The organism is Actinomycetota bacterium (assembly GCA_040754375.1).
Taxonomy (GTDB): Bacteria; Actinomycetota; Acidimicrobiia; order Acidimicrobiales; family AC-14; genus JBFMCT01.
In genome coordinates this window covers 7,720-30,149 of record JBFMCT010000027.1, presented here as the reverse complement: position 1 = coordinate 30,149, position 22,430 = coordinate 7,720, and the positions used below count along the sequence as shown (strand labels likewise).

26 protein-coding genes are annotated in these 22,430 nt (G+C 69.6%); 15 read left to right on the top strand and 11 right to left on the bottom strand.

What is annotated here, in order from left to right; translation table 11 throughout:
- Positions 1-18: 18 nt before the first annotated feature.
- From AB1673_11960 to AB1673_11950, 3 genes are all read right to left on the bottom strand, one after another.
- The gene (locus tag AB1673_11960) at positions 19-945 is read right to left on the bottom strand and encodes an ABC transporter permease (protein MEW6154688.1); all 927 of its coding nucleotides are present in this window, start codon (positions 943-945) and stop codon (positions 19-21) included.
- Entirely contained in the window at positions 942-2,003 is a 1,062-nt protein-coding gene (locus AB1673_11955) for an ABC transporter permease (protein MEW6154687.1), read from the bottom strand. Before AB1673_11955 ends, AB1673_11960 begins: the two co-directional genes overlap by 4 nt.
- Positions 2,004-2,181: 178 nt before the next feature.
- Positions 2,182-2,502: a hypothetical protein gene (locus AB1673_11950; protein ID MEW6154686.1), complete on the bottom strand. Its 321-nt coding sequence runs from the start codon at positions 2,500-2,502 to the stop codon at positions 2,182-2,184.
- Between the two features lie 185 nt (positions 2,503-2,687).
- Between AB1673_11950 and AB1673_11945 the strand changes: the two genes are divergently transcribed.
- The 5 genes from AB1673_11945 (at position 2,688) to AB1673_11925 (ending at position 8,553) form a co-directional block, all read left to right on the top strand.
- Positions 2,688-3,038 carry a hypothetical protein gene (locus tag AB1673_11945; GenBank protein ID MEW6154685.1) on the top strand — a complete coding sequence of 117 codons (351 nt, stop codon included), beginning with the start codon at positions 2,688-2,690 and terminating at the stop codon, positions 3,036-3,038.
- A 102-nt stretch (positions 3,039-3,140) separates the two neighbouring features.
- Positions 3,141-4,964 (top strand): ABC transporter ATP-binding protein, encoded by a 1,824-nt coding sequence (locus tag AB1673_11940; GenBank protein MEW6154684.1) that lies wholly within the window; start codon positions 3,141-3,143, stop codon positions 4,962-4,964.
- Positions 4,961-6,601, top strand: a complete 1,641-nt coding sequence (locus AB1673_11935) for an ABC transporter substrate-binding protein (protein MEW6154683.1) — start codon at positions 4,961-4,963, stop codon at positions 6,599-6,601. Before AB1673_11940 ends, AB1673_11935 begins: the two co-directional genes overlap by 4 nt.
- A 15-nt stretch (positions 6,602-6,616) precedes the next feature.
- The gene (locus AB1673_11930) at positions 6,617-7,660 is read left to right on the top strand and encodes an ABC transporter permease (protein ID MEW6154682.1); all 1,044 of its coding nucleotides are present in this window, start codon (positions 6,617-6,619) and stop codon (positions 7,658-7,660) included.
- Positions 7,657-8,553, top strand: a complete 897-nt coding sequence (locus tag AB1673_11925) for an ABC transporter permease (GenBank protein MEW6154681.1) — start codon at positions 7,657-7,659, stop codon at positions 8,551-8,553. Before AB1673_11930 ends, AB1673_11925 begins: the two co-directional genes overlap by 4 nt.
- Positions 8,554-8,702: 149 nt before the next feature.
- Here the strand turns inward: AB1673_11925 and AB1673_11920 are convergent, their stop codons facing one another.
- Complete coding sequence (locus AB1673_11920) at positions 8,703-9,113, bottom strand: hypothetical protein (GenBank protein MEW6154680.1); 411 nt, start codon at positions 9,111-9,113, stop codon at positions 8,703-8,705.
- A gap of 364 nt (positions 9,114-9,477) precedes the next feature.
- Between AB1673_11920 and AB1673_11915 the strand changes: the two genes are divergently transcribed.
- The 5 genes from AB1673_11915 (at position 9,478) to AB1673_11895 (ending at position 13,201) form a co-directional block, all read left to right on the top strand.
- Positions 9,478-10,497 (top strand): glycoside hydrolase family 16 protein, encoded by a 1,020-nt coding sequence (locus AB1673_11915; protein ID MEW6154679.1) that lies wholly within the window; start codon positions 9,478-9,480, stop codon positions 10,495-10,497.
- A 743-nt stretch (positions 10,498-11,240) separates the two neighbouring features.
- Positions 11,241-11,522 carry a hypothetical protein gene (locus tag AB1673_11910; GenBank protein MEW6154678.1) on the top strand — a complete coding sequence of 94 codons (282 nt, stop codon included), beginning with the start codon at positions 11,241-11,243 and terminating at the stop codon, positions 11,520-11,522.
- Positions 11,523-11,786: 264 nt separating this feature from the next.
- The gene (locus AB1673_11905; protein MEW6154677.1) at positions 11,787-12,047 is read left to right on the top strand and encodes a ribbon-helix-helix domain-containing protein; all 261 of its coding nucleotides are present in this window, start codon (positions 11,787-11,789) and stop codon (positions 12,045-12,047) included.
- Complete coding sequence (locus tag AB1673_11900) at positions 12,038-12,352, top strand: type II toxin-antitoxin system PemK/MazF family toxin (GenBank protein MEW6154676.1); 315 nt, start codon at positions 12,038-12,040, stop codon at positions 12,350-12,352. The genes AB1673_11905 and AB1673_11900 overlap by 10 nt, the downstream gene beginning before the upstream one ends.
- Before the next feature lie 147 nt (positions 12,353-12,499).
- Positions 12,500-13,201 carry a phosphotransferase gene (locus AB1673_11895; GenBank protein ID MEW6154675.1) on the top strand — a complete coding sequence of 234 codons (702 nt, stop codon included), beginning with the start codon at positions 12,500-12,502 and terminating at the stop codon, positions 13,199-13,201.
- Positions 13,202-13,312: 111 nt separating this feature from the next.
- On the opposite strand, the gene AB1673_11890 is transcribed toward AB1673_11895, so the two are convergent.
- Positions 13,313-13,768: a hypothetical protein gene (locus tag AB1673_11890; GenBank protein ID MEW6154674.1), complete on the bottom strand. Its 456-nt coding sequence runs from the start codon at positions 13,766-13,768 to the stop codon at positions 13,313-13,315.
- A gap of 105 nt (positions 13,769-13,873) precedes the next feature.
- Positions 13,874-14,293 carry a hypothetical protein gene (locus AB1673_11885; GenBank protein MEW6154673.1) on the bottom strand — a complete coding sequence of 140 codons (420 nt, stop codon included), beginning with the start codon at positions 14,291-14,293 and terminating at the stop codon, positions 13,874-13,876.
- A gap of 457 nt (positions 14,294-14,750) precedes the next feature.
- Here AB1673_11885 and AB1673_11880 point away from each other — a divergent pair, with 457 nt between their 5' ends.
- The gene (locus tag AB1673_11880) at positions 14,751-15,566 is read left to right on the top strand and encodes a hypothetical protein (protein MEW6154672.1); all 816 of its coding nucleotides are present in this window, start codon (positions 14,751-14,753) and stop codon (positions 15,564-15,566) included.
- On the opposite strand, the gene AB1673_11875 is transcribed toward AB1673_11880, so the two are convergent.
- Genes AB1673_11875 through AB1673_11865 form a run of 3 tightly spaced genes read right to left on the bottom strand, consistent with a single transcriptional unit; the run spans position 15,536 to position 18,367 of the window.
- Positions 15,536-16,942, bottom strand: a complete 1,407-nt coding sequence (locus AB1673_11875) for a hypothetical protein (protein ID MEW6154671.1) — start codon at positions 16,940-16,942, stop codon at positions 15,536-15,538. The genes AB1673_11880 and AB1673_11875 overlap by 31 nt on opposite strands.
- Positions 16,943-17,000: 58 nt before the next feature.
- Positions 17,001-17,336, bottom strand: a complete 336-nt coding sequence (locus AB1673_11870; GenBank protein ID MEW6154670.1) for a helix-turn-helix transcriptional regulator — start codon at positions 17,334-17,336, stop codon at positions 17,001-17,003.
- The gene (locus tag AB1673_11865) at positions 17,333-18,367 is read right to left on the bottom strand and encodes a tyrosine-type recombinase/integrase (protein ID MEW6154669.1); all 1,035 of its coding nucleotides are present in this window, start codon (positions 18,365-18,367) and stop codon (positions 17,333-17,335) included. Before AB1673_11865 ends, AB1673_11870 begins: the two co-directional genes overlap by 4 nt.
- Before the next feature lie 432 nt (positions 18,368-18,799).
- Here AB1673_11865 and AB1673_11860 point away from each other — a divergent pair, with 432 nt between their 5' ends.
- The gene (locus AB1673_11860; GenBank protein MEW6154668.1) at positions 18,800-19,012 is read left to right on the top strand and encodes a helicase associated domain-containing protein; all 213 of its coding nucleotides are present in this window, start codon (positions 18,800-18,802) and stop codon (positions 19,010-19,012) included.
- A gap of 132 nt (positions 19,013-19,144) precedes the next feature.
- Here AB1673_11860 and AB1673_11855 read toward each other — a convergent pair whose 3' ends face one another.
- Both AB1673_11855 and AB1673_11850 read right to left on the bottom strand, forming a co-directional pair.
- A complete protein-coding gene (locus AB1673_11855; GenBank protein MEW6154667.1) occupies positions 19,145-19,558 on the bottom strand; it encodes a hypothetical protein in 414 nt (137 codons plus the stop codon).
- Positions 19,555-19,791, bottom strand: a complete 237-nt coding sequence (locus AB1673_11850; protein MEW6154666.1) for a ribbon-helix-helix protein, CopG family — start codon at positions 19,789-19,791, stop codon at positions 19,555-19,557. Before AB1673_11850 ends, AB1673_11855 begins: the two co-directional genes overlap by 4 nt.
- A gap of 674 nt (positions 19,792-20,465) precedes the next feature.
- On the opposite strand from AB1673_11850, the gene AB1673_11845 reads away from it, so the two are divergent.
- The 3 genes from AB1673_11845 to AB1673_11835 all read left to right on the top strand — a co-directional run.
- Entirely contained in the window at positions 20,466-20,828 is a 363-nt protein-coding gene (locus AB1673_11845) for a helix-turn-helix transcriptional regulator (GenBank protein ID MEW6154665.1), read from the top strand.
- Positions 20,825-21,400, top strand: coding sequence for a hypothetical protein (locus tag AB1673_11840; protein ID MEW6154664.1), 576 nt, complete (start codon positions 20,825-20,827; stop codon positions 21,398-21,400). Before AB1673_11845 ends, AB1673_11840 begins: the two co-directional genes overlap by 4 nt.
- A 249-nt stretch (positions 21,401-21,649) precedes the next feature.
- Positions 21,650-22,430 (top strand): MFS transporter (locus AB1673_11835; GenBank protein ID MEW6154663.1); only part of this gene is annotated, 781 nt, incomplete at its 3' end.

The following is a 22,430-nucleotide window of genomic DNA, read 5'->3' as shown; positions in this document are numbered from 1 at the left end:
TGGCCCAGCGGGCGCCGGTCAGCGCTGGTGACGGGCGACCCGGGGGCTGAGCTTGCGCTCGGCGGCCGTGCCCAGCAGGGTGATGCCCACGACCAGGCCGACCAGGGCGAGCACGGGAGGCAGCAGCCACCACTGCCACGCCTCGGTGATGAACAGCCCCCGGAAGTTGACCGCGTCGCGGATCATGGCCCCCCATGACGGCTCCGTCGGGTCGCCCACACCGAGGAAGGCGAGGCCGGCCTGCAGGCCCACGGCCCGACCGGCGGCCGGGATCAGCTCGGCCACCGACAGGAGCGACAGGTCAGGGAGTATGTGGCGGCGGAGCTGGTGCCAGCTCCCGGCGCCGAACCCGGTGGCCGCCTTCACGTGGGTGCGGGTGCGCAGGCTCAGCACCTGGGAACGCAGGATCCGGGCCGCCACCGGCCAGAACAGGGCGGAGATGACGATCGAGAGGCCCAGCACCGAGCCACCGGTGAGGGCGCCCATGAGCAGCAGCAAAGGCAGCTTGGGGATCACCAGCACGACGTCGGTCACTCGCATGAGCACCGCCCCCGGCCAGCCCGGGAACCAGCCGGCTGCAACGCCGACGATGGCCCCCAGCAGAACCGTGCCGATCCCGGCCAGGACGGCCACCGTGAGCGAGGCCTTGGCCCCGAGGATGAGCTGGCTGAGGATGTCCTGGCCCAGCAGGTTGGTGCCCAGCGTGTGGGCACCCCCAGGAGGTTGGAGGGGCCGCCCGGCCAGCTCGGTAGCCCGGAAGGGGGCGAGACGCCCCCCGAACAGGGCCAGGAACACGTAGAGACCGATGATGAGGCTCCCGGCGATGGCCGCCGCCCGGCCGGGGTGGCGCCTCCTCTCGGACCGCTCCGTACCCCTGGGCGACGACGGGGGCGGGGGAGGGGGGGCACCCTCTTCGATGGGCGAGGGGGTGGTGACGGCGGTCACCGCTCCACCACCCGGGGGTCGAGCTTGCCGTAGATCAGCTCGACCACGAGGTTGGCCACCAGCACGACAATGGCCAGCAGGATGAAGCACCCCTGGAGCAAGGGGTAGTCCCGCCCGGTGACCGCCCGTTCGACGAGCGTCCCCATGCCCGGGTAGTTGAAGATCGTCTCGACGAAGAGCGAACCGCCCACCGCGAAGCCGGCCTGCACCCCCAAGGCGGTGACGAAGGGGAGCAGGGCGTTGCGGCCCGAGTGGCGGTACTTGAGGAGCCGGCGCGAGAGCCCCTTGGCCCGGGCCAGCACCATGTAGTCCTCGCCCAGGGTCGAGATCACCGTGTTGCGCACGATCAGGAACTTGTTGGCGGCCAGGCCCAGCGTCAGCGCCGTGAGGGGCAGGGCGAGGTGGAACAGGATGTCCCCGACCTGCTCGAACACCGACCCGTAGGTGGCGAAGGGCGTGCGCGCCCCGGCCTGGGGGAAGATCGGCCACGTCACCGCGAACATGATGAGCAGGGCGCTGGCGATGGCGTACTCGGGGATGGCCCGTGACGCAGACAGCACCACGATGAGGGCGCGGTCCTTGAAGCGCCCCCGGTTCCAGGCGGCCGTGACCCCGGCCATGAAGCTGATGGCTGACGACAGCATGAGGGCGCTGCCCGTCAACAGCAGGGTCCACGGCAGGCGGTTGCGCATGAGGGTGGAGACCTCGGTGTTCTGGGAGATCGACCACCCGAAGTCGCCCCGCACCAGGTCGCCCAGGTAGTCGCGGTACTGCACGAACAGGGGCTTGTCGAGCCCGTAGTAGGCCGCCACCCGCTCACGGGCGGCGGCGTCGTAGACGAACCCGATGCTGTCGGGGTCGTCGAGCTGGCGCAACGGGTCGCCGGGCAGGAAGCGGGGGAGGAAGAAGACCAGGGTCACCACCGCCCACAGCGTCACGGCGTACAGGGCGATGGTCTTCGCGGCCCGGTGGCGCGCCCGGCGGGGCCCGGCCGGGGACGCTGTGGGGTCGGGTGCGAGCGTGCCGCCGGGGGCATCGACGGCGGGGGCGGCGCTCACGGCGCCGAGGGTACGGGACAGCCGGTCACGCCGGCCACAGCTGCCGCCGGGCCCCTACGGCCCACCCGGCCAGGACCGTGCTCCCGGCTCGGGCATGCGCACCGCCGCCGGGCCCGTGGCTGGGACGGGCGGGGCGGGCGGGCCCGGCCGGGAGCACGGAAGGGCCCGGCCGGGGCGCCTACGCGGCCTTGAGCTGGCGGCGGGACCGGCGCCGGGCGGCCGGCTTGGGCAGCTCGACGACATGGGCGGCGATGGCCGCTCGGGCCTCGGCGGCCCGCAGGGCGTCGACGTAGACGGCCTCGCCGTTGGGGAAGGCCGTCTGCCAATGCGAGGCGGTGGGGGCGGTGGGCATGGCACCGGCCATCGAGAGCGAGGGCCCGCCACCGGAGTTGCCGCGAGAGGCGGCGATGTCCGGCCCGTGCGACGCCGTCTGCCAGTGGGTCATCTCCGGGCTCCCGGGCATCACACCGGCGATGGTGAGGACGGGGTTGGCGCTCATGGGGTTGTCTCCTTCCGGGACGTTCGTTCTCGTAGGTCCATTCACCCACGGATCGGGCCCGGCTCCCAGGGCCCAAGGTCCCGCCAAAGGGCCCACGTCGACGAAAAAGTTGTCAGGTCCGGGCCGGTCCCGGCCTCTCACCTCCGACGGACGGGAAACACCCTCCGCAGCGAAGGGAGAACACCATGAGGGGAACGACGATCACCAAGCTCCTGGGGACGGCCACCTTTGCCGCCGCCCTGCTCGTGCCCGGCGCCGCTCACGCGGCCGAGACGAAGACCGCAGCCGTCGGGGCGCCCGCAGCCACGACCGTGGCTTACGAGCCCGCCACCCGCACCGGCGGCGTTGCCGTCCTGGCCCTGCGGGCCCCGCGGGGCGGCGGGCCGACCGGGCCCATCGACAGCTTCATCAACTGCCCGCCCGGTTACCACCCGTCGCCCTTCGAGATGCCCGTCTACGACGACGACGGCCTGTTCGTGGTCGGCTACGAGACGGTGTGGTTCTGCATCCCCGACGACCTCGAGCCCGCGGGCTGAGCCCAAGAACCGGCGCCCCGCCCGGTCCCCGCCGGGCGGGGCGCAGGCGCGCACCGCGTGCCCCACCGCTGGGCCGGGGGCGGCGCCCTACGCTGCCAGGCCATGGCTGCGGGGGAGGGCACGGGCGGGGGAGAGGGGGCATCGGGCCCGCGGCTGGAGCTGTCGGGCCTACGGGTGACCTACGACCCGGGCGGGGCCGAGGTCCAAGCGCTGCGGGGGGTCACTCTCTCGGTGAGCACGGGGTCGGCGGTGGGAGTGGTGGGGGAGTCGGGTAGCGGCAAGACGACGCTGGCCCTGTCCGCCCTGCGCCTGCTGCCCGCCGAGGCCGCGATCGGGGGCAGCGTGCGCCTGGGCGGAGAGGAACTGGTGGGCGCAAGCGCCGAGGCCGTCCGCCGGCACCGGGGGCGGACGGCGGCCTACGTGATCCAGGCCCCGGGCCGGGGCTTCAACCCGGTGCGGACCATCGGTTCCCAAGTCACCGAGCCCATGCGCCTGCACCTTGGACTGAGCCGCGGCGCCGCCCGCGACAAGGCGAGCGACCTCGCCCGGCTGGTCGAGCTGAGCCCCGACCTGCTGGAGCGCTATGCCCACGAGCTGTCGGGGGGCGAGCGCCAGCGGGCCATGCTGGCCATGGCCCTGGCCTGTGACCCGCCCCTACTGGTGCTCGACGAACCCACGTCGGGCCTCGACAGCTCGACCAAAGCCGCCATCGCCGACACCCTGGACCGGCTACGGCGCGAGGAGGGGGTAGGGCTGCTGGTCATCTCCCACGATTTCGGGTTGGTGGCCCGCCTGACCGACGAGGTGGCTGTTCTCTACGGCGGGATGGTGGTCGAGCACGGGCCGACGGCGAGGGTCCTGGACGACCCCCGCCACCCCTACACGCGCGATCTGGTCGGCGCTTACCCGTCGATGAGCACCCAGAAGGACCTTCGGGGCATCCGGGGAGCGGCGCCCGACCCCGCCGACCCCCCGACCGGCTGCCCCTACCACCCTCGCTGCACCCAGGCCATCGACGAGTGCGCGAGCTGGGAGCCCGAGCTGGCGCCCGTCGCCGGGCGCCGCATCCTGTGCCTGCGGGGAGGCGTCCTCACCCGCCTGGCGGCCACCGATGTCACAAAGACCTACCGCACCGGCATGCGCCGGACGGTCACCGCCCTTCAGGGCGTGAGCCTGGAGGTACGCGAGGGCGAGGTCGTCGGGGTGGTGGGCGAGACCGGCTCGGGCAAGTCGACCCTGGTGAAGGTCCTCGTCGGCGTGGAGGCGCCTGACCGAGGGGCGGTGGAGTGGGAGGGCCGGCCTCTCGCTTCGTTCGGCCGCCACGAGTGGGCCGACTTCCGGCGCCGGGTGGCCGTCGTCTTCCAGGACCCGTTCGAGGCCGTGAGCCCGCTCCTGTCGGTCGCCGAGGTCGTGCGCGAGCCGCTCGACGTACAGCACAGCGGGACCTCGGCCCAGCGGGGCTTGGAGGTAGCCGCCGCCCTGGCCGCCGTTGGCCTGCCCCAGACCGACGCCTTCATGGCCCGCCGGGCCCACGAACTGTCGGGTGGCCAGCTCCAGCGGGTGGCCGTGGCCCGCGCCCTGGTGCTGGGCCCCCGCCTGCTCCTGGCCGACGAGCCGACCTCTATGCTCGACGCCTCCGAGCAGGCGAAGTTGATGGTGCTGCTCAAGGACCAGCAGCTGGCCCGGGGCATGGCCATGATCGTGGTGTCCCACGACCTGGCACTGGTACGCAAGGTGGCCGACCGCCTGGTCGTCATGCATGCCGGCGAGGTCGTCGAGACCGGCCCGGGGGCCGACGTGATCGCCTCCCCGGCCCATCGGGTCACCCGAGCCCTCGTTCAGGCAGCAGCCAGGCTCGGGACGCGCGAACCTATAACGACCCATTCGCCAGGCGATGGGCGGGCTACGGGAGGCTGGAACCTGTGAGAAGGAAGCTGACGGCGATGCTCATCGGGCTGGGGCTGGTCGCCGCCGCCTGCTCCTCCGACAGCGGCAACGGGGGGACAGCCCAACCGGAGCCAGGCGTGACCACGACGATCCCTCAGGTCGCCACCCTGCGCTTTGCCACCATCGCGCCCGGGGAGCGCAACCTCACGCCCTGGACCCAGGGCTCGGGTTACCCGGGCTACTACATGATGACCCTGGTCTACGACACCCTGGTGTGGCTCGACCCCGACGGCCGGCCCGAGCCGTGGCTGGCCCGGGAGTACAGCTCCGACCCGAGCGGGCTGCGCTGGACCGTCCGCCTCCACGAGGGCGTCACCTTCCACGACGGGCGCCCGCTCACCTCGGCCGACGTCAAGTTCACCGTGGAGTACCTGCAGGCCAACCCCAGGCCGCGCTGGGTGCTGACCAACATCGAACGGGTGGAGACCCCCGACGCCACCACCGCGGTGTTCGTCCTCAGAGAACCCAAGGCGTCGTTCGTGCTCAACCCGCTGGCTGACATGCCGATCATCCCCCAGCACGTGTGGTCGGCCATCACCAACCCCCTCGACGAGGTCACGATGCTGCCCGTGGGCAGCGGGCCCTACCGGATGGTGGAGTACGTCGAGGGCCAGGTCCACCGCTTCCAGGCCAACCCGGACTACTTCAAGGGCCGGCCCATCGTCGACGAGATCGTGATGCCCATCATCGGCAACAACCAGGCGGCCTTCACGGCAGTCCAGAGCGGCGACGCCGACGCCGTGTCGGTTTCGATCACGCCCGAGCTGAGGGCCCAGTTCAACCAGGGCGGGCTGAAGACGGCCGGCGGCTCCGGCTACCGGGGCTGGTACCTGTACATGAACACCGGCCGGGCCCCGTTCGAACGCCCCGAGTTCCGCCAGGCCATGGCCGCGGCCGTCGACAGCAACGACATCGTCCAGACCGCCCTGCTGGGGGCCGGGGCCACCGGCAGCCCGGGCTTCGTCCACCGCTCGGTGCCGTGGTCCAACCCCGCCACCCGGGAGGGCCCGCTCGACCTCAACCGGGCACGCACGCTGCTCGACGGGCTCGGGTTCCGCGACACCAACAACGACGGGGTGCGAGAGATGGACGGGTCGCCGCTGGAGTTCGAGCTCCTGGTGCGCAGCAACGACCCTGTGGCCGTGAGGGCCGCGGAGATCCTCAGCCAGTCGGTGGCCCGGGTCGGCGTCAAGCTCAATGTGGCCGCCCTCGACCAGGCCACCGCCGGCAACCGCACCTGGCCTGATTACCAGATCGGCCAGTCCCGGGGCGACTACACGATCGCTCTGTTCTCGTGGGCCGCGGCCGTGCAGCAGGACCCCGACTTCCTGCGCTCGCTGTTCCACTCCAACCCGTCGGTGGGCACGCTCAACCGGTCCGGTTACCGCAACCCCCAGTACGACGAGCTGGCCGACCAGCAGACCAGGGCGGTCGACGAGGCGACCCGCAACCGCCTGCTGGCCCAGATGCAGGAGGTCCTGGCCCGGGACATGCCGGCCTACCCGATCTTCTATCCCGACGACATCTTCCCCTACCGCGAATCGACATTCGACCGGTGGGTCTATTACAAGGGCGTCGGGATCCTGAACAAGGCGTCCCTGCTGGCGCCCAGGTAATCGGTCCCGCCGCCCATGGCCGCCCCGGCCGCGGCGGACGCCACGCCCGTGGGCCCGGCGGTGCCGGCCGCGCGTCCCCGCCGGCGCCACCGGGCCCTACGCCGGCTGGCGGTAAGGGGCCCGCAGTACCTGCTGATCGTGCTGGTGGCGGCCAGCGCCAACTTTGCCCTGCCTCGGATGATGCCCGGCAACCCGGTGGACCTCCTGCTGGGCGAAGACGCCAACCGTCTGCCCCCTGAGACCATCGCCGACGAGCTGGCGCGCGTCGGTCTCGACCAGCCCTTGGTCGTCCAGTACGGCCGGTACATGGCGGGCCTGGCCCGGGGGGAACTGGGTTGCTCGTTCCGCCACCGCAAGCCCGTCTCGACCCTGCTGCGAGAGCGCCTCCCGTGGACGCTGCTGCTGGTGGGGACGGCCCTGGTCGTCAGTACCGTGCTGGGCGTGGCGCTGGCCGCGCTGGCGGCCTGGCGCCGCGGTCGGCGGCGGGACACGGGGTCGATCGCGCTGTTCACGTTCTTGGAGTCGACGCCGCCCTTCTGGATCGGCCTGCTACTTCTCATCTGGTTCGCGGCCACCCTGCGATGGTTCCCGCTCTTCGGGCACATGTCGCTCGACCGCACGACCGGGCTGGCCCGCGTCGGTGACATCGCCCACCACCTCGTCCTGCCGGCGGCCACCCTCGTGCTGTCCAGCGTCGGCGCCGTCTTCCTGCTGGCCCGGGCGTCTCTGCTGGGCGTCATCCGTGACGACTACGTGCTCGTGGCCCGGGCCAAGGGCCTCAGGGAGCGGACCATCGCCGTACGCCACGCCCTCCCCGCAGCCTCGTTGCCCATCGCCACCAGCGTCCTGCTACGCGTGGGCGCACTGGCCGGCGGGGCAGTGATCATCGAGCGGGTGTTCACCTATCGCGGCGTGGGGTCGCTGCTGCTGGAGGCGTCGTTCGGACGCGACTACCCGCTCCTGCAGGGCGGGCTGTTCGTCCTGACGGTCATCGTGGTCGGCGCCAACCTCGTGGGTGACCTCATCTATCCCCGCCTCGACCCTCGCGTGCAGCGATGAGGAAGTCGGGCAGGGGCAGGGGAGAGGGACGCAGGGGGCGCCCCACCGGCCGGGGCAGCCGGGCCCTGGTGGTGGCCGGAGGGGTCGTCTTGGCCGTCTTCGCTCTGCTGGCCGTCCTCGGGCCGGCGCTCGCCCCCTACGGGGCCGGGGAACGGGCGGGGCGGCCCTTCCTGGAACCGAGCCGGGCCCACCCGCTGGGTACCGACGACATCGGCCACGACATCCTCAGCGAGCTGATCGGGGGCGCCCGGGTATCGCTGGGGATCGGGGTGGCGGCCGCGTCGATCGCGGTAGTGGTCGGGGGCCTTCTGGGTGCCGCCGCCGGCTACCGCCGGGGGGCGGCCGACGCCGTGCTCATGCGGGCCGTCGACTTCGCCCTCGTAGTACCCACCATCCCGCTCATCATCGTCGTCGCGTCCTACCTGGACCGGGGCATGCGCACCCAGGTGATCCTGGTGGCCTTCCTCCTGTGGGCCGAGCCCGCCCGGATCGTGCGCAGCCAGGTCCTCTCCGTGCGAGAGCGGGCGCACGTGCTGGCCGCCCGTACCTTCGGGGCCCGCGGGCCCTACCTCCTACGCCGCCACGTGGTGCCGGCCGTGACCCCGCTGCTCATCGCCCAGTTCGTCCGGGTGGTGAGCATCGCCATCCTGCTCGAGGTCGCCCTCAGCTTCGTGGGCCTAGGGGACCCGGTGCGCCGTAGCTGGGGGAGCATGATCCAGTTCGCCACCGAGCGGGGGGCGTTCCTGACCGGCGCCTGGAAGTGGTGGATCGTGCCCCCGGGCCTGTGCGTGGCCTTCGTCGTCTGCAGCTTCGCCTTCGTGGGCCTCGGCCTGGAGGAGCGCATCGACCGCCGCCTGGCCCGGGGCTCGGCGGGCATGGCCAGCCGGCGCTGAGACCGGCTAACAGCCCGTGGTCGCCCTGTGGGCGGCCACTGTCGTGGTCGTGCTCCCGCCCCTCTTCTCGTTCTCCTGATCCGGGGCCGGTCGTGCCAACCGGCCCCCACGGCCCAGAACTCCGCCGGGCACGCTGGTAGCCCAGGGCGTCAGCCGATGTTGATGACCGTGGTCTCGGAGATCATGCCCAGCGCGTAGTGGCGGTTCACGAAGCAGGCGAAGACCGTGCGACCGGGGGTCAGGGTGAGGGGGGCCTTGGCCCGCTCGCCTCCGAAAGCGAAGGCCTCACCCCCCACCGACGCGTCGGGGCACATCTCGAAGAAGCCCTCCTCACCCAGGTCGAAGGCCGCGATCAGCTCGGCCCGGGTGAGGTCTGCGCACTCGGGCCCGAGGTTGATCGGGACGATGACGTGGGGCGCATGGCCGAGGTTGATGAAGTTGGTGTTGTAGGTCCCGTTGGGCAGCACGCCCGGGATCCCCCGGAAGGCGAAGTCCACGGCCACGACCGCGTAGTTGAACGTCCTGTGCTGGGCCACCGCGGCCTGGGGAGCGCTCACCATCGCTGCTGCTGCTATGCCCACCGCCACCAGGGCCTTCCTGCCACGAACGTTCCTCAAGTCCCGCTTACCCCCTCGTGAGCCGCCCGCCTGTGCGGACGCGGAGGCCAGCATGACGAGCGGGGCCCCACCTGTCGTCCGTGCCAGCACGGACTCGCCCACTTACCGTGCCCAGCGCGAGCTCTCCGGCCGGCTTGTGACCCGGAGGAGCGGTTGGGCGGCCTCACACACGATGGCGGCGTTGGGGCGGCTGCAGAAACCTCTTCACTCCGCGCCCTTCCTGGTCGATGACATGCATAGGCGTTCAAGCCACCGGGCGAGCGCCGTCGGTCGACCGACCACCTCATCAGAAGGAGACTCAGTCGCCATGACCCAACCCCGCCCGCAGCGCCGATCGGTCGTCGTCCTCCTCGTGGTGGCCGCGGCATTGCCGCTGGCCAGCATCCCCTCGGCGGCGATGGCCGCGACGGAGCCCACGAGCACGACCAAGTGCACGTTCCTGCAGCGGCTCCTGGGATGGTGCACGACGACCACGACCACGACGACCACGACGACGACCGTGCCCACGACGACGACGACTGTCCCCACGGCGACGACGTTGCCCACGACGACGACGGTCCCGGCCTCGGCCTGTGGTGGTTACCCGACGGTGCCCAAGACCGGTGGTGGCGTGTGGACCTGTGCCTTCTCCGACGAGTTCAACGGCCCAGTCCTCGACCGTACGGTGTGGCTCCCTCAGCAGACCAAGGGCTCGGGTTTCGACTCCAACGACCACGATTGCTTCATGGACTCGCCGAACAACGTGTCCGTGAGCGGGGGGAACCTCGTGCTGACTAGCCGGCAGGAGCTCGCGCCGTTCATCTGCGAGGACAGGGTCCCCCGGGTCACCCAGTACACCTCGGGCTCGGTCTCGACGTACCAGCGCGTGAGCGTGAACCGAGGGCGGGTCGAGGTGAGGGCGAAGATCATCTCCGCCAAGGTCCAGGGCACCCACACCGCCTTCTGGCTGTTCCCGCAAGACCTGAACGGGGGCCCGGGCAGGGGAGAGATCGACATCGCCGAGATCTACGGCCGCTACAGCGACCGCGCCATCCCCTACGTCCACCACCCGCTGTCGTTCCTCGACCCCAATGCCACCAACAACTACTGCCTTATCGCCGACATCGCCGACTGGAACACCTACGTGGTCGAGTGGACCGCAGAGTCGATCAGGATCATCTACAACGGCCAGGTCTGCCTGACCAACACCCTGGGCGCGTCCAACTTCAACAAGGACTACATGGTGGCGCTCACCCAGGGCCTCGGCTGGCCCGGGAACGACTTCCAGCCCGGTGTCACCCCGCTGCCGGCGCAGACCATCGTCGACTACGTCCGGGTCTACACGTAGGGCGCTGAGAGACGGCCGTCGGGCAGGGCGTCCGGTGCTGCACGACCACCAGGAACGTGACGGGTGGCCGCGACGGGAGACTGAGAGTCGAGCAGGGCCGAGCTTGACGAGGACTCAGCAAGCCAAGGAGAAACGGAGCGCAAGGTACATATGGAGAGATGATCGCCTGGGACGATCGTGAGCTGCCGTCGTGGCGCCAGCCAATCTCTTACGCGCGCGGGTTGCGCTGGCTCTTTCCGCCGCCGTGCAGCACGCGCCGGGTCATCACTGCGCTGTTGACAATCGGCTTCGCTGGCTTCGTCGGTGTTTGCTCCCAGGCGACCTTCGCAGTGCAGAGCGATGTTGATGCCGCGGTCGTGCGCTACGCGAGGGCCGTCGCCCTCGGCAACGGGGCCAGTGCATACGAGGTATTGTGTGCCGCTACGCAGAGACGGACGTCGGCCGCAGAATTGAGCGGGCTCGCCGCCGAGGAGGGGGGCGTCGAGGTGCTCGGCGGGGGTCTTCGCGGCTCGGGATCTGAGGGATTATGGCCCTGGTCACACCGGGGCGTTGGAGGAGTCAGGTTGCGGATCGGCGGCGTGGAAGATGTGCGCTACATCAAGATGCGGGACGAAGGCGGTTGGAAGGTCTGCCCCCGAGACGGGGAGTCTCTGCTTGGAAGGTGATGCACGCGCCGGCGGACAGGCTTCGAGCGCGATCAGGCCACGATCAGGTGGGCACCGCCCAGGAGCGTGGGGCACCCTATGAACGATCTCCTGCTCCGGTTCCTCCGTGCGAGATCGAACATGCAGGACCATTTCCACGAGATCGCACGGCGCGGTATCGACCCGCGGCGAGGGCACACCTATGGTCCGGGAATCGAAGAGTACGACTGTTCGCTGTTGGCTCTGGTCGATAGCCGCGGGATCCCCGAACCGAGCCGCTGGCGGCTCACGAACGACGACCGCGAGGCCCTCGAGCGCGCTCTCGGGGAGGAAGGCGTGGATCTTCCCGGGCCACTCTTCCCACCGCTGCTCGAAGCGTAGGCCGAGCAGTTGCGTGGCGGGTGCGGCCGTAGAGCGATCCCCAGCGATCCCCATGGAGCCGCAGTCGGCTAACCGCCCCTGGGCACACGCAGAGACGGCCGTCGGGCAGGGCGTCCGGTGCTGCACGACCACCAGGAACGTGACGGGCGGCCGCGACGGGAGAGTCGAGCAGGGCCGAGCTTGACGAGCCCCCCAAGCGCCATTTCCTGCCAGGGGGAACTGACGTCCCAGGCGATAGGTAATGCGTGTGGGTATACTTGCGGTATGACGCAGATCGCCGTGAAACTGCCGGATGGGCTGGTGCGCGAGCTCGACGAGCTGGTCGCCCAGGGGCTGTTTCCGAGCCGCTCGTCGGCGGTTCGGCGCGCCGTCGAGCTCGTCGTTTCGCAGAAGCGACGCGATGCGCTGGAGGAGGCGTACGCCAACGGCTATCGACGGGCCCCCGAGGCCGAGACCGAGTTGGTCGAGGCGAGCCGCCTAGCGAAGCAGGCGATCGACGATGAGCCCTGGGAGAAGTGGTGGTAGGCAGAGGCGAGGTCTGGTGGGGTGAGACACCGGACGAGAAGGGCCGGCCGTTCCTCGTCGTGAGCCGAGATGCGGCAAACCGCGTGATGCAGCGGGTTCTCGTGGCGCCGGTGACGAGCCGCATCCGCGGCGTTCCCAGTGAGCTGCAACTCGGCGAGGCCGAAGGCCTCCCGATCCCGTCCGTTGCGTCCTTCGACAACCTTCAGCCGTTCCCGAAGGCAATGCTCGTCCACCGGATCGGCGCGTTGGGCCCGGATCGATCGCGCGACATCTGCCGCGCCGCGGGCATCACTCTCGACTGCTGAGCGAAACCGTCGGCTGGACTGGTGCGAGCCCACATTCGGCGAACGAATAGGAACTCGAAGCGGTCGCGCGCGGGCGACGCGGAGCCGACGAGACTGGGGGGCGTGCCGAGTCACTCGCTGAACGAGCCGGTCATCGCAGCGCGGGCCGTGGAACGCCACGCCGATTTCGTCCGTCGCCCGCTCGGCTTTTGGTCATCGGCCGTGCACGGTCTGCTTGGTCATCTCGAAGCTGTCGGGTTCCCGGCGCCACGACTGGTCAACGTCACCGACGACTACGAAGAACTCACGTGGGTCGAGGGAGAGTCGGGCGCCGCAACATGGGCGAAGGTGGTCGATGAGGAGGGCCTGGGTCAGTGGGCCCGCTTGCTTCGTCGCTACCACGACGCGGTGCGGGACTACCGAGCTGAGCCGGATGCCGTGTGGTCACGCGGTCGGGGAACCGGCTTCATCTGTCATGGTGATCCGGGGCCGTGGAACACGGTCTGGAAGGGAGGAACGATCGTCGCCTTCATTGACTTCGACCATGCCCACCCTGGGTCACCCCAGGATGACATCGTCTACGCGCTCGAGTTCGGCGCGCCGTTCCGGGACGACGACACATGCGTCAAACACATGGCGTACCCGTCGACACCCGACCGTCGACGACGGATCCAGGTGCTCTGCGACGCGTATGGCGTCGCCGTACCGGCGAACCTAGCCACTCTCGTCGCAGATAGGCAGCTACGAGACGGCGCGCTTGTTGCCGATCTTGCCCGGCGAGGACTTGAACCCCAGGCGACCTGGGTCCGGGAGGGCTACCTCGAAACAATTCGCCGCAGGGCGGAGTGGAGCGCGTCAGCGAAGCTCTGAGTAGACTGTCTTCCAGGCCGCGTGGAATCACGGTTGGTCGACTGGAGTGATCCCATACGCCCGTGAAGGGTCCGAAGTAGGTGCGCGCGGCTCGGGTCGGCACGCGAGGAGTCAGTCCAGTCGCTCAGCCAGCCGCTCCAGACCGTTCCTGATCGTTCGGCCATACCCGTCGTCACTCAGCGCTCCGACAGCCGCTCTGCCGCGCTCCAGGTGCCAACGAGCTGAAGCGATGTCACCGAGCTTGCGATAACACTCGCCGAGGTTCAGGTGGAGTGATGGGTAGAAGCCAGTCACGGTCCCTTGTACGCCAGCCTGCCGAGCTCTCTCCTCGGTGACCATCCCGGCGGCTTCGAGCGCCCGCAGGTCCCAGACCAGCTCCTCCGAGACGTCGTCTTGGACGTCGGCCATCGCATGCGCGAGGGCGCAGCGGTGGAGGGGGTCGCCATCCTCTTCGCCGATGTCGCTCCAGACCTCGGCGAAGACACTTCTCGCAGCCTCGCGCTCCCCGCGCTGGCTCAACTTCAGTCCCTCACCGATTCGAACCATGGTCGGCTCGACTTCGAACATCCCGATCCCCACGGTAATGCGCCGCGGTCGTCGAGGGTTCACCGCAACAACGGCTGCTTGACTGGTGTGAGCCGTTATTCCGGGCACCTCAAGGAATACCTGAGGTCACCCGACACCATCCTGATCTGGCTCGCGCCTGACGGTCATGAGCCACTCGGCGATGGCTCCTGGGTCGTCCCCTTCCTCGAGACGCCTCTGCAGTTCGTCGCGAACTGCGACACTGAGACCTGATGGGCCTTCCGCTGTGTGGCGGAGAAGCTGGCGCATCTCGTCGTTCGTCACTTCCCCTGTCGATACGTGGATGCCGGCCTCGCCGGGAGGACGGTCGGCGCCGGCGAGCCCGTGATGGAAGTCACCGATCCCGCCGAGCGCCGTCGGGAGGCGGTCTGGGGCGAAATGTCCCCCGAACGTCCAATTGAGAAGCACCCGCTCGTCGGCGTCGAGGATGCGGACAGTCGCGGTCCGCTCCCCGTCAGAGCAGGCGATGAAGGCCCCGAACGGGGACTCGATCGGCTGCCTCTCCACGCCGGCAGCATCGACACCTCGATCCACGCAGCATCGGCACCAGCGACGCCATCAACGGCGCAGCACGACCATTCGGGTCCGCCCGAGCAGTGCTCGTGCCCTCCGACAACCTCACGAGGTCCCAGCCCGGGCCTCGCGAACGGTGGATCAAACCAACCGCTGCCGCCACCGCCGTTTGACGACTCCCAGCCCCCGTCCGTCCGCCGGAACACCTCGACCTCGGAGTCCAGGCGGTCTTCATCGTCGTCGTCGTCCCAGTAGCGGGAGACGTGCAGGACGGCCCCGAACCGCGACCCCGCCCAACGGGCAAGGGGGACGACCTCGCCGTCATTGAGCACCTCGGGGAGTGGGGGGAGGCCATGATCGAGCACCCACTCGCTCCAGTCGCTCATCCACTCCCACTCGAAGGACGGAGGCCGCACGGCGACATCATCCCCGACCTGGCACCCTGGCATCCGTGAACGTCGAAGCGCTAGCTCTCGAGGCCCTCACCCGGGGGAGCGTCGACGTCGTGACCCGCTCTTCCTTCGCACCGGGCGAGGCGAAGGCGCTGGCGATCGACGCTCATGACGGAACCGCCGCCGTCCTCGTCGTGCGACGCCGGCGTGATGACGCCTGGATCGTCGACGTCGTCAGGTTCGTCAATGAAGCCGGTACGTGGACCGATCTGGGTTCCGGAGGGGGGACGTGGGGTGAACTTCCGTTGGACCGGGATCCGAGTGAGCGGCCGTCGTTGGGACCGATTTCCTTCGGGTGGTCCCTTGTGCGAGACGAGGGATTGGTGACCGCCGGCGGGTTTGTCAGCGGCGCCGTCCACTCGGTCGAGATCGTGGTGGGCGATCAGACCCGCCGCGTGGCCCTCCGGCCCGACTCAGCCGCCTTCGTCATCGCCGCAAAGGCGGCAGATGACCACGACGTCGACGCGATCGACGTCCGCGCCCTCGACCGAAACGGAGACGTCGTCGATAGTTCTGCTGCCCGGCGCGCTGAACGCGACGCCGCCCTGCCCGGCATCACGGTTGCCCAAGCCCTTGAGTTGCCGAACGGAAGCAGGGCGACAGTCCGAGGCGTGTTGCTCGCTCTTCCGGGCCAGGCGCCCCTTCTGTGTGACGACATCGACGCCGGGCCACCTCCGGAGTGCAGTGGCGCTGCTCTTCGCCTCAACACGAGCGATCCAATGCCGCCGACCGCCGTGGAGGACGGCTCGTTCTCCACGTTCATGATGGTGGTATCCGGGGTGATTCAAGACGGTCTTCTGACTCCGGTCGAGTAGGCGTCCGACGTCAGCGCTCGCAGCGCCGCGTAGGAGCTCCAGGGGGAACCGGCACGCTGCGCATGGCGGTCGATCGCTTGATAGCTGTAGCCGAGGGCCTCGGACACGACGGGCGGCGGGCAGTCGAGGACGAGCTGGCGCAGCGCGCCGGTCCTCGCGCCCGTGATGTCAATGCCCATCTGAATCGCAGCGGTCCGCAACGTCGAGGGGAGCAGGTGCTTGTCGGCGCTCCTGCCGGGGAACAGGAAGGGGCTCGTCGGGTTGCTGGCGGTATTGAGGTTCGGCCCTCCGCCGATGAGGTCGGCCACTATGCCTGAAAACGGTGCGGGAACAGGGGCGAAGCCTGCTCCCAGGCGCAAGCTGACCTCCTCACCCTCGACGACGACGTCGGAGAGCGTCAGCGCGGCAATACGCGTGAACGGCTGACCGAGGAGCACCAGCATCATTGCGGCGACGCGGTGCTCGAGGCAGCCGGTCGAGGGATCGAGCAGTCGGCGGAGGAGCTCCAGTCGCGCTGGTTGGTCAAGAACCGGGGCGTTCCCGAACTGCCGGCGCGTCAGCTTCAGCTTCGGGGCACGTCGAGTCGCCATGGCCCAACGAAGGAAGGGGACGGCGTGCACCCGGGTAGAGGGAGGCGCGGCGAACCAGGCGTCGACGTCGACCTGGGTGCAAACGGGCAGCTCCCGGCCGCGCGCTCGGAGCCAAGCAAGGAGCGCACCAGCGACTCGGATCCGCTGGGTGGCACCGTTCACCTGTCCCTCGCTCACCGCCTCCGCGCGGGCCCGCCTGACGAGCTCAGGCCGAAGCTGCCAGGTGGCGAACAAGCTCAGCATCTTGAGCTCGTCGGCCGTACCTGCGTGCTCGGCCAGGTGGGTGGCCACCCACCTGTCGAACCGGGCGAGCCCGTCATCCCGCTTGGGCAGCAACCCGACGGCCACCAGCAGCCCTCTCACGTGGTTGGCCGAGCGACGGTTCTCGAACGCATCGAGCCCGGCGTGGGTCAGCGGGACGGCACCGGAGGCGAGACCCTGTAGAAGGTCCCGGGCGTGGGGCGCGTAGAGCCAGATGACGATCCGGTCGGGGCGCGCCGCCTGGAGCAGTCGTACGCGCAGGGCCTGGAGGTCGACGTCGCCGACCAACAGCTCGTCGAGCAGGTCAGCCAGCTGGCACCACTCGCAGATCCCGTTCACCAGGTTCCACTCGGTGCCGCAACGTGGACAGGTGAAGTCTTCGTCGATACCCGCGCACGGCGAGCACAAGCGGCGTCCCGCCCCGTCCATCCCGGGGAGCAGCCGATGGGCGCCGCACGCGGCGCAGCTGCCTCGGCTTCGGATTGCGGCGGCGTGACAGGCCGCGCACAGTGGCCCGTCGGGCATCGTCTTTCTCGCCTGGCGTTGCGGCCGCCGGCAGCGGGCACACGTGGCCAGCCGGTGTTCAGCCACCGTCGTTGTGGCGGGTGACTCGGGCCCGGCGCGGCCGGACCGTGGTGGCCATGTCGACCACGTTGGGGCCTTGAGCCGCTCGCCGCTGGCGCACGGTGGCGTGGACCTCGAGCAGGTCAGCAGGGGAGCAGGCCAGGATCTCGCACAGCGCCGAGAAGACCTCGAGGTTGAGCCGCTCGGGGGTTTGGGTCACGAGGCGGTGGATTTGCGACGACGACACGTCGATGCCGTGGGCCACCAGCTCCCGTTGCAGCGCGGTGATCTGGTGGATCCCGCGTTCGTGCATCCGCTCCTGGAGCCGCCACGTGAACCGGTTCGACGCGATCATGATTTCCCTCTCTTTCCGGTGTCGAGGCCCAGGGGCCCGATTGCCCGGTCCAGGGCCGCCCGCAGCGAGCGCGTGCGGAAGTCCGACGACACACACGTGTAGATCGAGGTGGTGGAGGCGTGCTCGTGGCCGACCTGCTCCTGGACGAACCGGGCGTCGAACCCGTCCTCGATGAGGTGGGTGACGTAGGAGCGACGCAAGGAGTGGAACGTGAGTTCCGCCGGCAGCCCGAGCTCCCGTCGGATGGACGCGAAGTGGTCCTCGATGCGGGTCTCGCTGACGCGCCCGCCGCGCTCGGTGGGCCAGAGCATCTGGCCCCGCCCTCGGGCGAGCGCCGGGCGGATCTCGGTCATCCACTCCTCGAGGCACTCGCTGGCCCAGCCGAACACGCTCAGCACGCTCCTTTGCTTGGGCGCCGAGCCCTTCATCGCCTTGCCGTGGCGGACGTAGAGGACGCCGAGGCGGCCGAACTCGGACGCCTGAGGATTGACGCCGAAGTCCTCGACGTCGAGCATGCGCACTTCGCGACGGCGCAGGCCCCAGGCGTAGGCGACCTTCAGGAGCGTCGCGTCCCGGAAGGCGCTCAGCCACCCTTTCCGGCCGCGATCACGAATGGTGACAACGAGGCCGTCGGCGCAGTCGAACAGCGCTTGGAGCTCGTCGGGCGTGAACGCACGGAGACCGGCCCGTCCCTGGGCTTCCTGCACGTGCGTCGCCGTGTTCCAGTCGTGGCACACCTGGGTGGGGTGCGTGCCGAACCGGTCCCAGCACTCCTGTGGCCAGCCATACGCCGCGTCGACGATGTAATCGCAGAACAGGCGCAGCGTGATGGCCTTCGACCGGATCGTGGACTGGCGGAGGTGACGGACTGCGCGCTGGTCGCCCAGCCACTCGTCGACGAGTTGCGGGCTCCACCGCCATGGGTATTCGCCGGCCTCGGCGACGAACCTTCGGATTTCGGCCTCGCGGGCGTTGATCGTGCCGAACGCCAGGTTCCGCGCCAGCTGTTGGTTGCGCCAGCCCTCCAGCATCTCGACGAACGTCCGCGAGGTCGTCCGCTGCCACGGCACGCAGCGGCACCACCTTGCTCCCACCCTTCTGCTCCACGGACCCCCTTCCCGTTAGACGGGAGTATTTCCCATCAGGCGGGAGAGGGGCAACGATCACCGCAGTGGATGAGAGGCCGTGTGTTCACCCGAGAAGTCGTCGCCACGGACCCTCGTTGGGCGCCGCAGCCGCTCACCGGGGCGCTTACCCTGCAGCCCGAAGCCGAAGACAACCGTGTACCGGCGCATTTGTCGGGGAGCTTCCCGTCTAACGGGATCGAATAACGGCTGCTTAACTTGACATAACGTGTCTTATGGGCGGTCAGTGGGAGTACACCCGGCGTGCACCGCCCCCAGCTGTGAACTGAAGCCCAGATGTCACTGGAAATGTAGGCCTCGTGTCAGCGGATCGAGGCGTTGCCGGGCTGGACCTGGCTACCCGGCGACGATTTCTACCTGCTCAGTCGCTATGCGCTACGCGAGGGTCACACGGACGTTCCGACGGAGCACCGGGAGTATGGGCGCCCGTTGGGCATGTGGGTCCGGCTACAGCGGGAAGATCACCGCAAGGGCGTCATGAACGAAGCGACGCGAGAGAGACTTCGAGCAACCCCCCACTGGCACTGGTAGGCCAAGCTCAACCACCCCCTCAGCGACCAGCCCCCGCCCACTGTCACGTCGCTGGCGCTGGCACTGTCAGCTTCCCGTCACTTCACACAAAGTGCTTGACAGGTTCCGCAGCGCAGCGATCCTGGCAGAGTTTCAGGTGTCGACGGTTGCGAAGTCGACGCCAGCCGCCTCCATCGCTCCAGCCCATGTCCGACCCTGATTTCCCGGCGTGATGCGAACGGACGCTCGATGGTGAACGGCGGCGCCAACGAGTTCTGCGAGAAGCAGGTTCGCGCCGCGCTCGATGGCAACGCTCACGGCTTCGTCAACGCTCGCCCGAGGGTCGAGCACGACGAGGCGGTTCGCCGGGGGCCTGAGTACGCGGTCCAGGGCCGCGGGGGCCTCAAGATGCCGCCGAGAGAGAGTCCCCGTCCGAGCCGAGTCTGAGACGGCACGGGAGAGCCGGTAGTGGAAGCCGTACGTCGTCGCTACCGGCCCGGGCTGGCCCAGTTCCGGGAGGGAGCCCGCGATCGCCAGGAGCGCGAGGTGATCGTCGACGATGATCACTCCGAACTGGAGAGATCGGGATCGTCGGCGCTCAGTTGTCGGCTCCGTTCGGCGAGCTCGCCCGCGAGTTCGGCAAGCGCAGCGTCGACCTCACCGGACGACTCGGCGTCGAGATTGAGCTCACGATCGACGAGTGCTCGAAGCACCTCGCTCCGTGTGGAGCCCTCGGCCGCAGCTCTTGCGTCGAGTGCGGCCTGTTCGGCCAGGGTGAGGTAGATGTTCGTCCTTCGCACGAGATGAGCATACACCGCGGCATACACCGCGCGCTGGCGACGACCGTCAGTTTCCCTGCGCCGCCACTGTCATCTTCCCTTCACTTCACACTGAGTAGTCGTGAATTCTCCTCTCGGTCAGCCCTGCAGGTCCTCAGGTCGACACGACAACGCAGGGATGACCATCGTCACGGCCCGGAACCAGCCCTCGAATGGCACGCGAATCGGGCCGTTCGGAACCTGAAGCTCCGCCCCCCAGCTCATGGTCACATCGGCGGCGCGGACGCTTGCCACCTTGCGGGGAGGCGGCGCAACAACACGGCGGCGGCGGCCTTTTTATGTAAAGGCGCAACAGTGTTCGGGTTGTTAACTCCGGGCGACGCGGTAAATCGAGCACGCTCTCGCCCGCCTGTCGTGGCGTCGAATAGTGCGACCTCGTAATCACGCGGACACGGGTTCACGAAGAGCAGGACCCCATCACCCTCCTGTGGACGGCACCCCGTCAGGGCTGTAGCCAGGACTACGAGGACGAGGACGATCCGCCGTCGGGCCACATGCCACCCTACGCCGTCGATGACGATCGATGACTGGCCGGCGCTGGCCGTTCTCTAACTCCGCTCCGCTGCCACTTTGCCGGCGCGGGCACTGTCACTTTCCCGCCGCTTCACAGTAGTCGTTTGCGATAACGTGGGCTGGTGGTCGGAGAGTTCGTGAGGGCGGTTCGTCGGTCGAGAGGCCTGAGCCTCGGCCAACTGGCCGAGGTCTCGGGTGTGGGCAAGGCCAACATCTCGGCCATCGAGAACGGGCGGCGCACGCCGTCGGGCGAGACCCTCAACCGGCTCGTGGTGGCCTGCGGCTACGAGCTGGCCGCGGTGGCCGGTAAGCGAGCGGTGTACTGCCCGCTGCCCGCCGGCCTTTTCCCCGACGACGACCTGCCCAGCGCGCTCGACGGAGACCCCGACGACGAAGCGCCGGTCCTCGGGCCGGGAGCATCCGAGGAGGACCGCCGCCGGGCGCTGGAGGCCGCGCTGGCGCTGGTCGACGCCACCCGCCGGTGACCCTGGTCGAACTGGTCATCGCCGTCCATAGGTCGCTGGCCGGGGCCGACATCCCTCACGCCTTGGGTGGAGCGCTGGCGTTGGCCTACGTCGGCGATGCTCGAGGCACGGTCGACATCGATGTCAACGTGTTCGTTCCCCCCGCGGAGCTGGAGCGGGTGTTCGCCGCTCTGGACGGGTTGGGCCTGCGTCCCGAGCTCGAGGCCGACGTGCGGTTGCCTATAGCAGGATGCCGGCTGCGCTCCGACGATACGCCTTACCCCGTGGACCTCTTCCCCTCGCTCGACCACCACTACGAGGAGGTCCGCCGGCGGTGCGTGGTCCACCCGTTCGGTCCCGACGGGGCCGAGTTGCCGTTCCTGTCCGCCGAGGACCTGGCCGTGTTCAAGCTGTCCTTCGGACGGCCCAAGGACTGGGTCGACCTCACAGCGGTTGCGGCTGCCAGGCCCGGGCTCGACGTGGACTACATCGAGCGCCAGTTGACGGCGTTGCGCGGGCCGACGACGTTGCCCAGGGTGGCGAGGCTACGTCGGATGCTCCGCGAGGGAGCGGGAGGACCTACCGCCCGGTAGGAGGCGCGGCTACTTGGCCTTGAAGCCCATCACGACGGCGATGATGATGCCGACGATGATGATGCCGACGGCGGACGCGATGGCGGCGAGATCACTGAACGCAAGCACGGCCGGGAATCTAGCTCACGAGAGACCAACTGTGCCGGCAAAGGCGAGGCGTGGTCGGGCACCGGGAGCTAGCCTCGACCTCCTATGTGACAACGTTGATCCGACCTCCCTCCTGATGCCCGCCGGTTCAGCCGGCTGGTCGTGGCCTGGGCCTTCCTGTCCGACTCGGTCCCGATCTATCCCTTGTACGCGCTGCTGTTCGCGGACCAGGGCCTGTCAACCGGCCAGATCTCCAGCCTCCTTCTGGTCTGGTCATTGGTTGGTTTCGTCGCCGGGGTCCCGTCGGGCGCGCTGGCCGACCGTTTCTCCCGGCGCCACGCCTTGGCCGCGTCCGGGGCCATGCAGGCCGGGGCGTACGTGCTGTGGCTCCTGTGGCCCGGCTACCCCGCCTTCGCGGCCGGGTTCATCCTCTGGGGCCTGGGCGGAGCGCTGGCCGGCGGTGCCTTCGAGGCCCTGCTGTTCGACGGGTTGGCGGCCGCGGGGTCCGAGCGCCACTACCCGCGGGTCTACGGCCGGGCGGTAGCCGCCGGGCACCTGTCGCAGGTGCCAGTGGCCGGGGCGGCGACCGTTCTCTTCGCGACCGGCGGCTACGCGCTGGTGGGATGGGCAAGCGTCACCACGTGCTTGGCCGCGGCCGCCCTGGCCACCCGGCTGCCAACCGGCCCTGCACCCGTCCGTGCCGGCGCACCGACCGTGGGTGCTCGCCGGGCCGGGGCCGAGGCGGGGTACCTGGCCGTCCTGCGTTCGGGCGTGGGCGAGGCCATCCACCGGCCGAGGCTGCGGGGGGCGGTCCTCGCCTTGGCCGTCCTTGGCGGGATGGACGCCCTGGAGGAGCTCTTCCCCCTGCTGGCCCGGGACTGGGGGGTGGGCGTGGCGCTCGTCCCCCTCGTCATGCTCGGGGTGCCGTTGGCCGGGGCCGCGG

Bases quoted from the DNA above. Each gene is read 5' to 3' on its own strand.
- AB1673_11950 (MEW6154686.1), bottom strand. From the start codon at position 2,502: ATGAGCGCCAACCCCGTCCTCACCATCGCCGGTGTGATGCCCGGGAGC.
- AB1673_11945 (MEW6154685.1), top strand. From the start codon at position 2,688: ATGAGGGGAACGACGATCACCAAGCTCCTGGGGACGGCCACCTTTGCC.
- AB1673_11940 (MEW6154684.1), top strand. From the start codon at position 3,141: ATGGCTGCGGGGGAGGGCACGGGCGGGGGAGAGGGGGCATCGGGCCCG.
- AB1673_11930 (MEW6154682.1), top strand. From the start codon at position 6,617: ATGGCCGCCCCGGCCGCGGCGGACGCCACGCCCGTGGGCCCGGCGGTG.
- AB1673_11925 (MEW6154681.1), top strand. From the start codon at position 7,657: ATGAGGAAGTCGGGCAGGGGCAGGGGAGAGGGACGCAGGGGGCGCCCC.
- AB1673_11920 (MEW6154680.1), bottom strand. From the start codon at position 9,113: ATGGTGAGCGCTCCCCAGGCCGCGGTGGCCCAGCACAGGACGTTCAAC.
- AB1673_11915 (MEW6154679.1), top strand. From the start codon at position 9,478: ATGACCCAACCCCGCCCGCAGCGCCGATCGGTCGTCGTCCTCCTCGTG.
- AB1673_11910 (MEW6154678.1), top strand. From the start codon at position 11,241: ATGAACGATCTCCTGCTCCGGTTCCTCCGTGCGAGATCGAACATGCAG.
- AB1673_11905 (MEW6154677.1), top strand. From the start codon at position 11,787: ATGACGCAGATCGCCGTGAAACTGCCGGATGGGCTGGTGCGCGAGCTC.
- AB1673_11890 (MEW6154674.1), bottom strand. From the start codon at position 13,768: ATGTTCGAAGTCGAGCCGACCATGGTTCGAATCGGTGAGGGACTGAAG.
- AB1673_11875 (MEW6154671.1), bottom strand. From the start codon at position 16,942: ATGCCCGACGGGCCACTGTGCGCGGCCTGTCACGCCGCCGCAATCCGA.
- AB1673_11870 (MEW6154670.1), bottom strand. From the start codon at position 17,336: ATGATCGCGTCGAACCGGTTCACGTGGCGGCTCCAGGAGCGGATGCAC.
- AB1673_11865 (MEW6154669.1), bottom strand. From the start codon at position 18,367: ATGCTGGAGGGCTGGCGCAACCAACAGCTGGCGCGGAACCTGGCGTTC.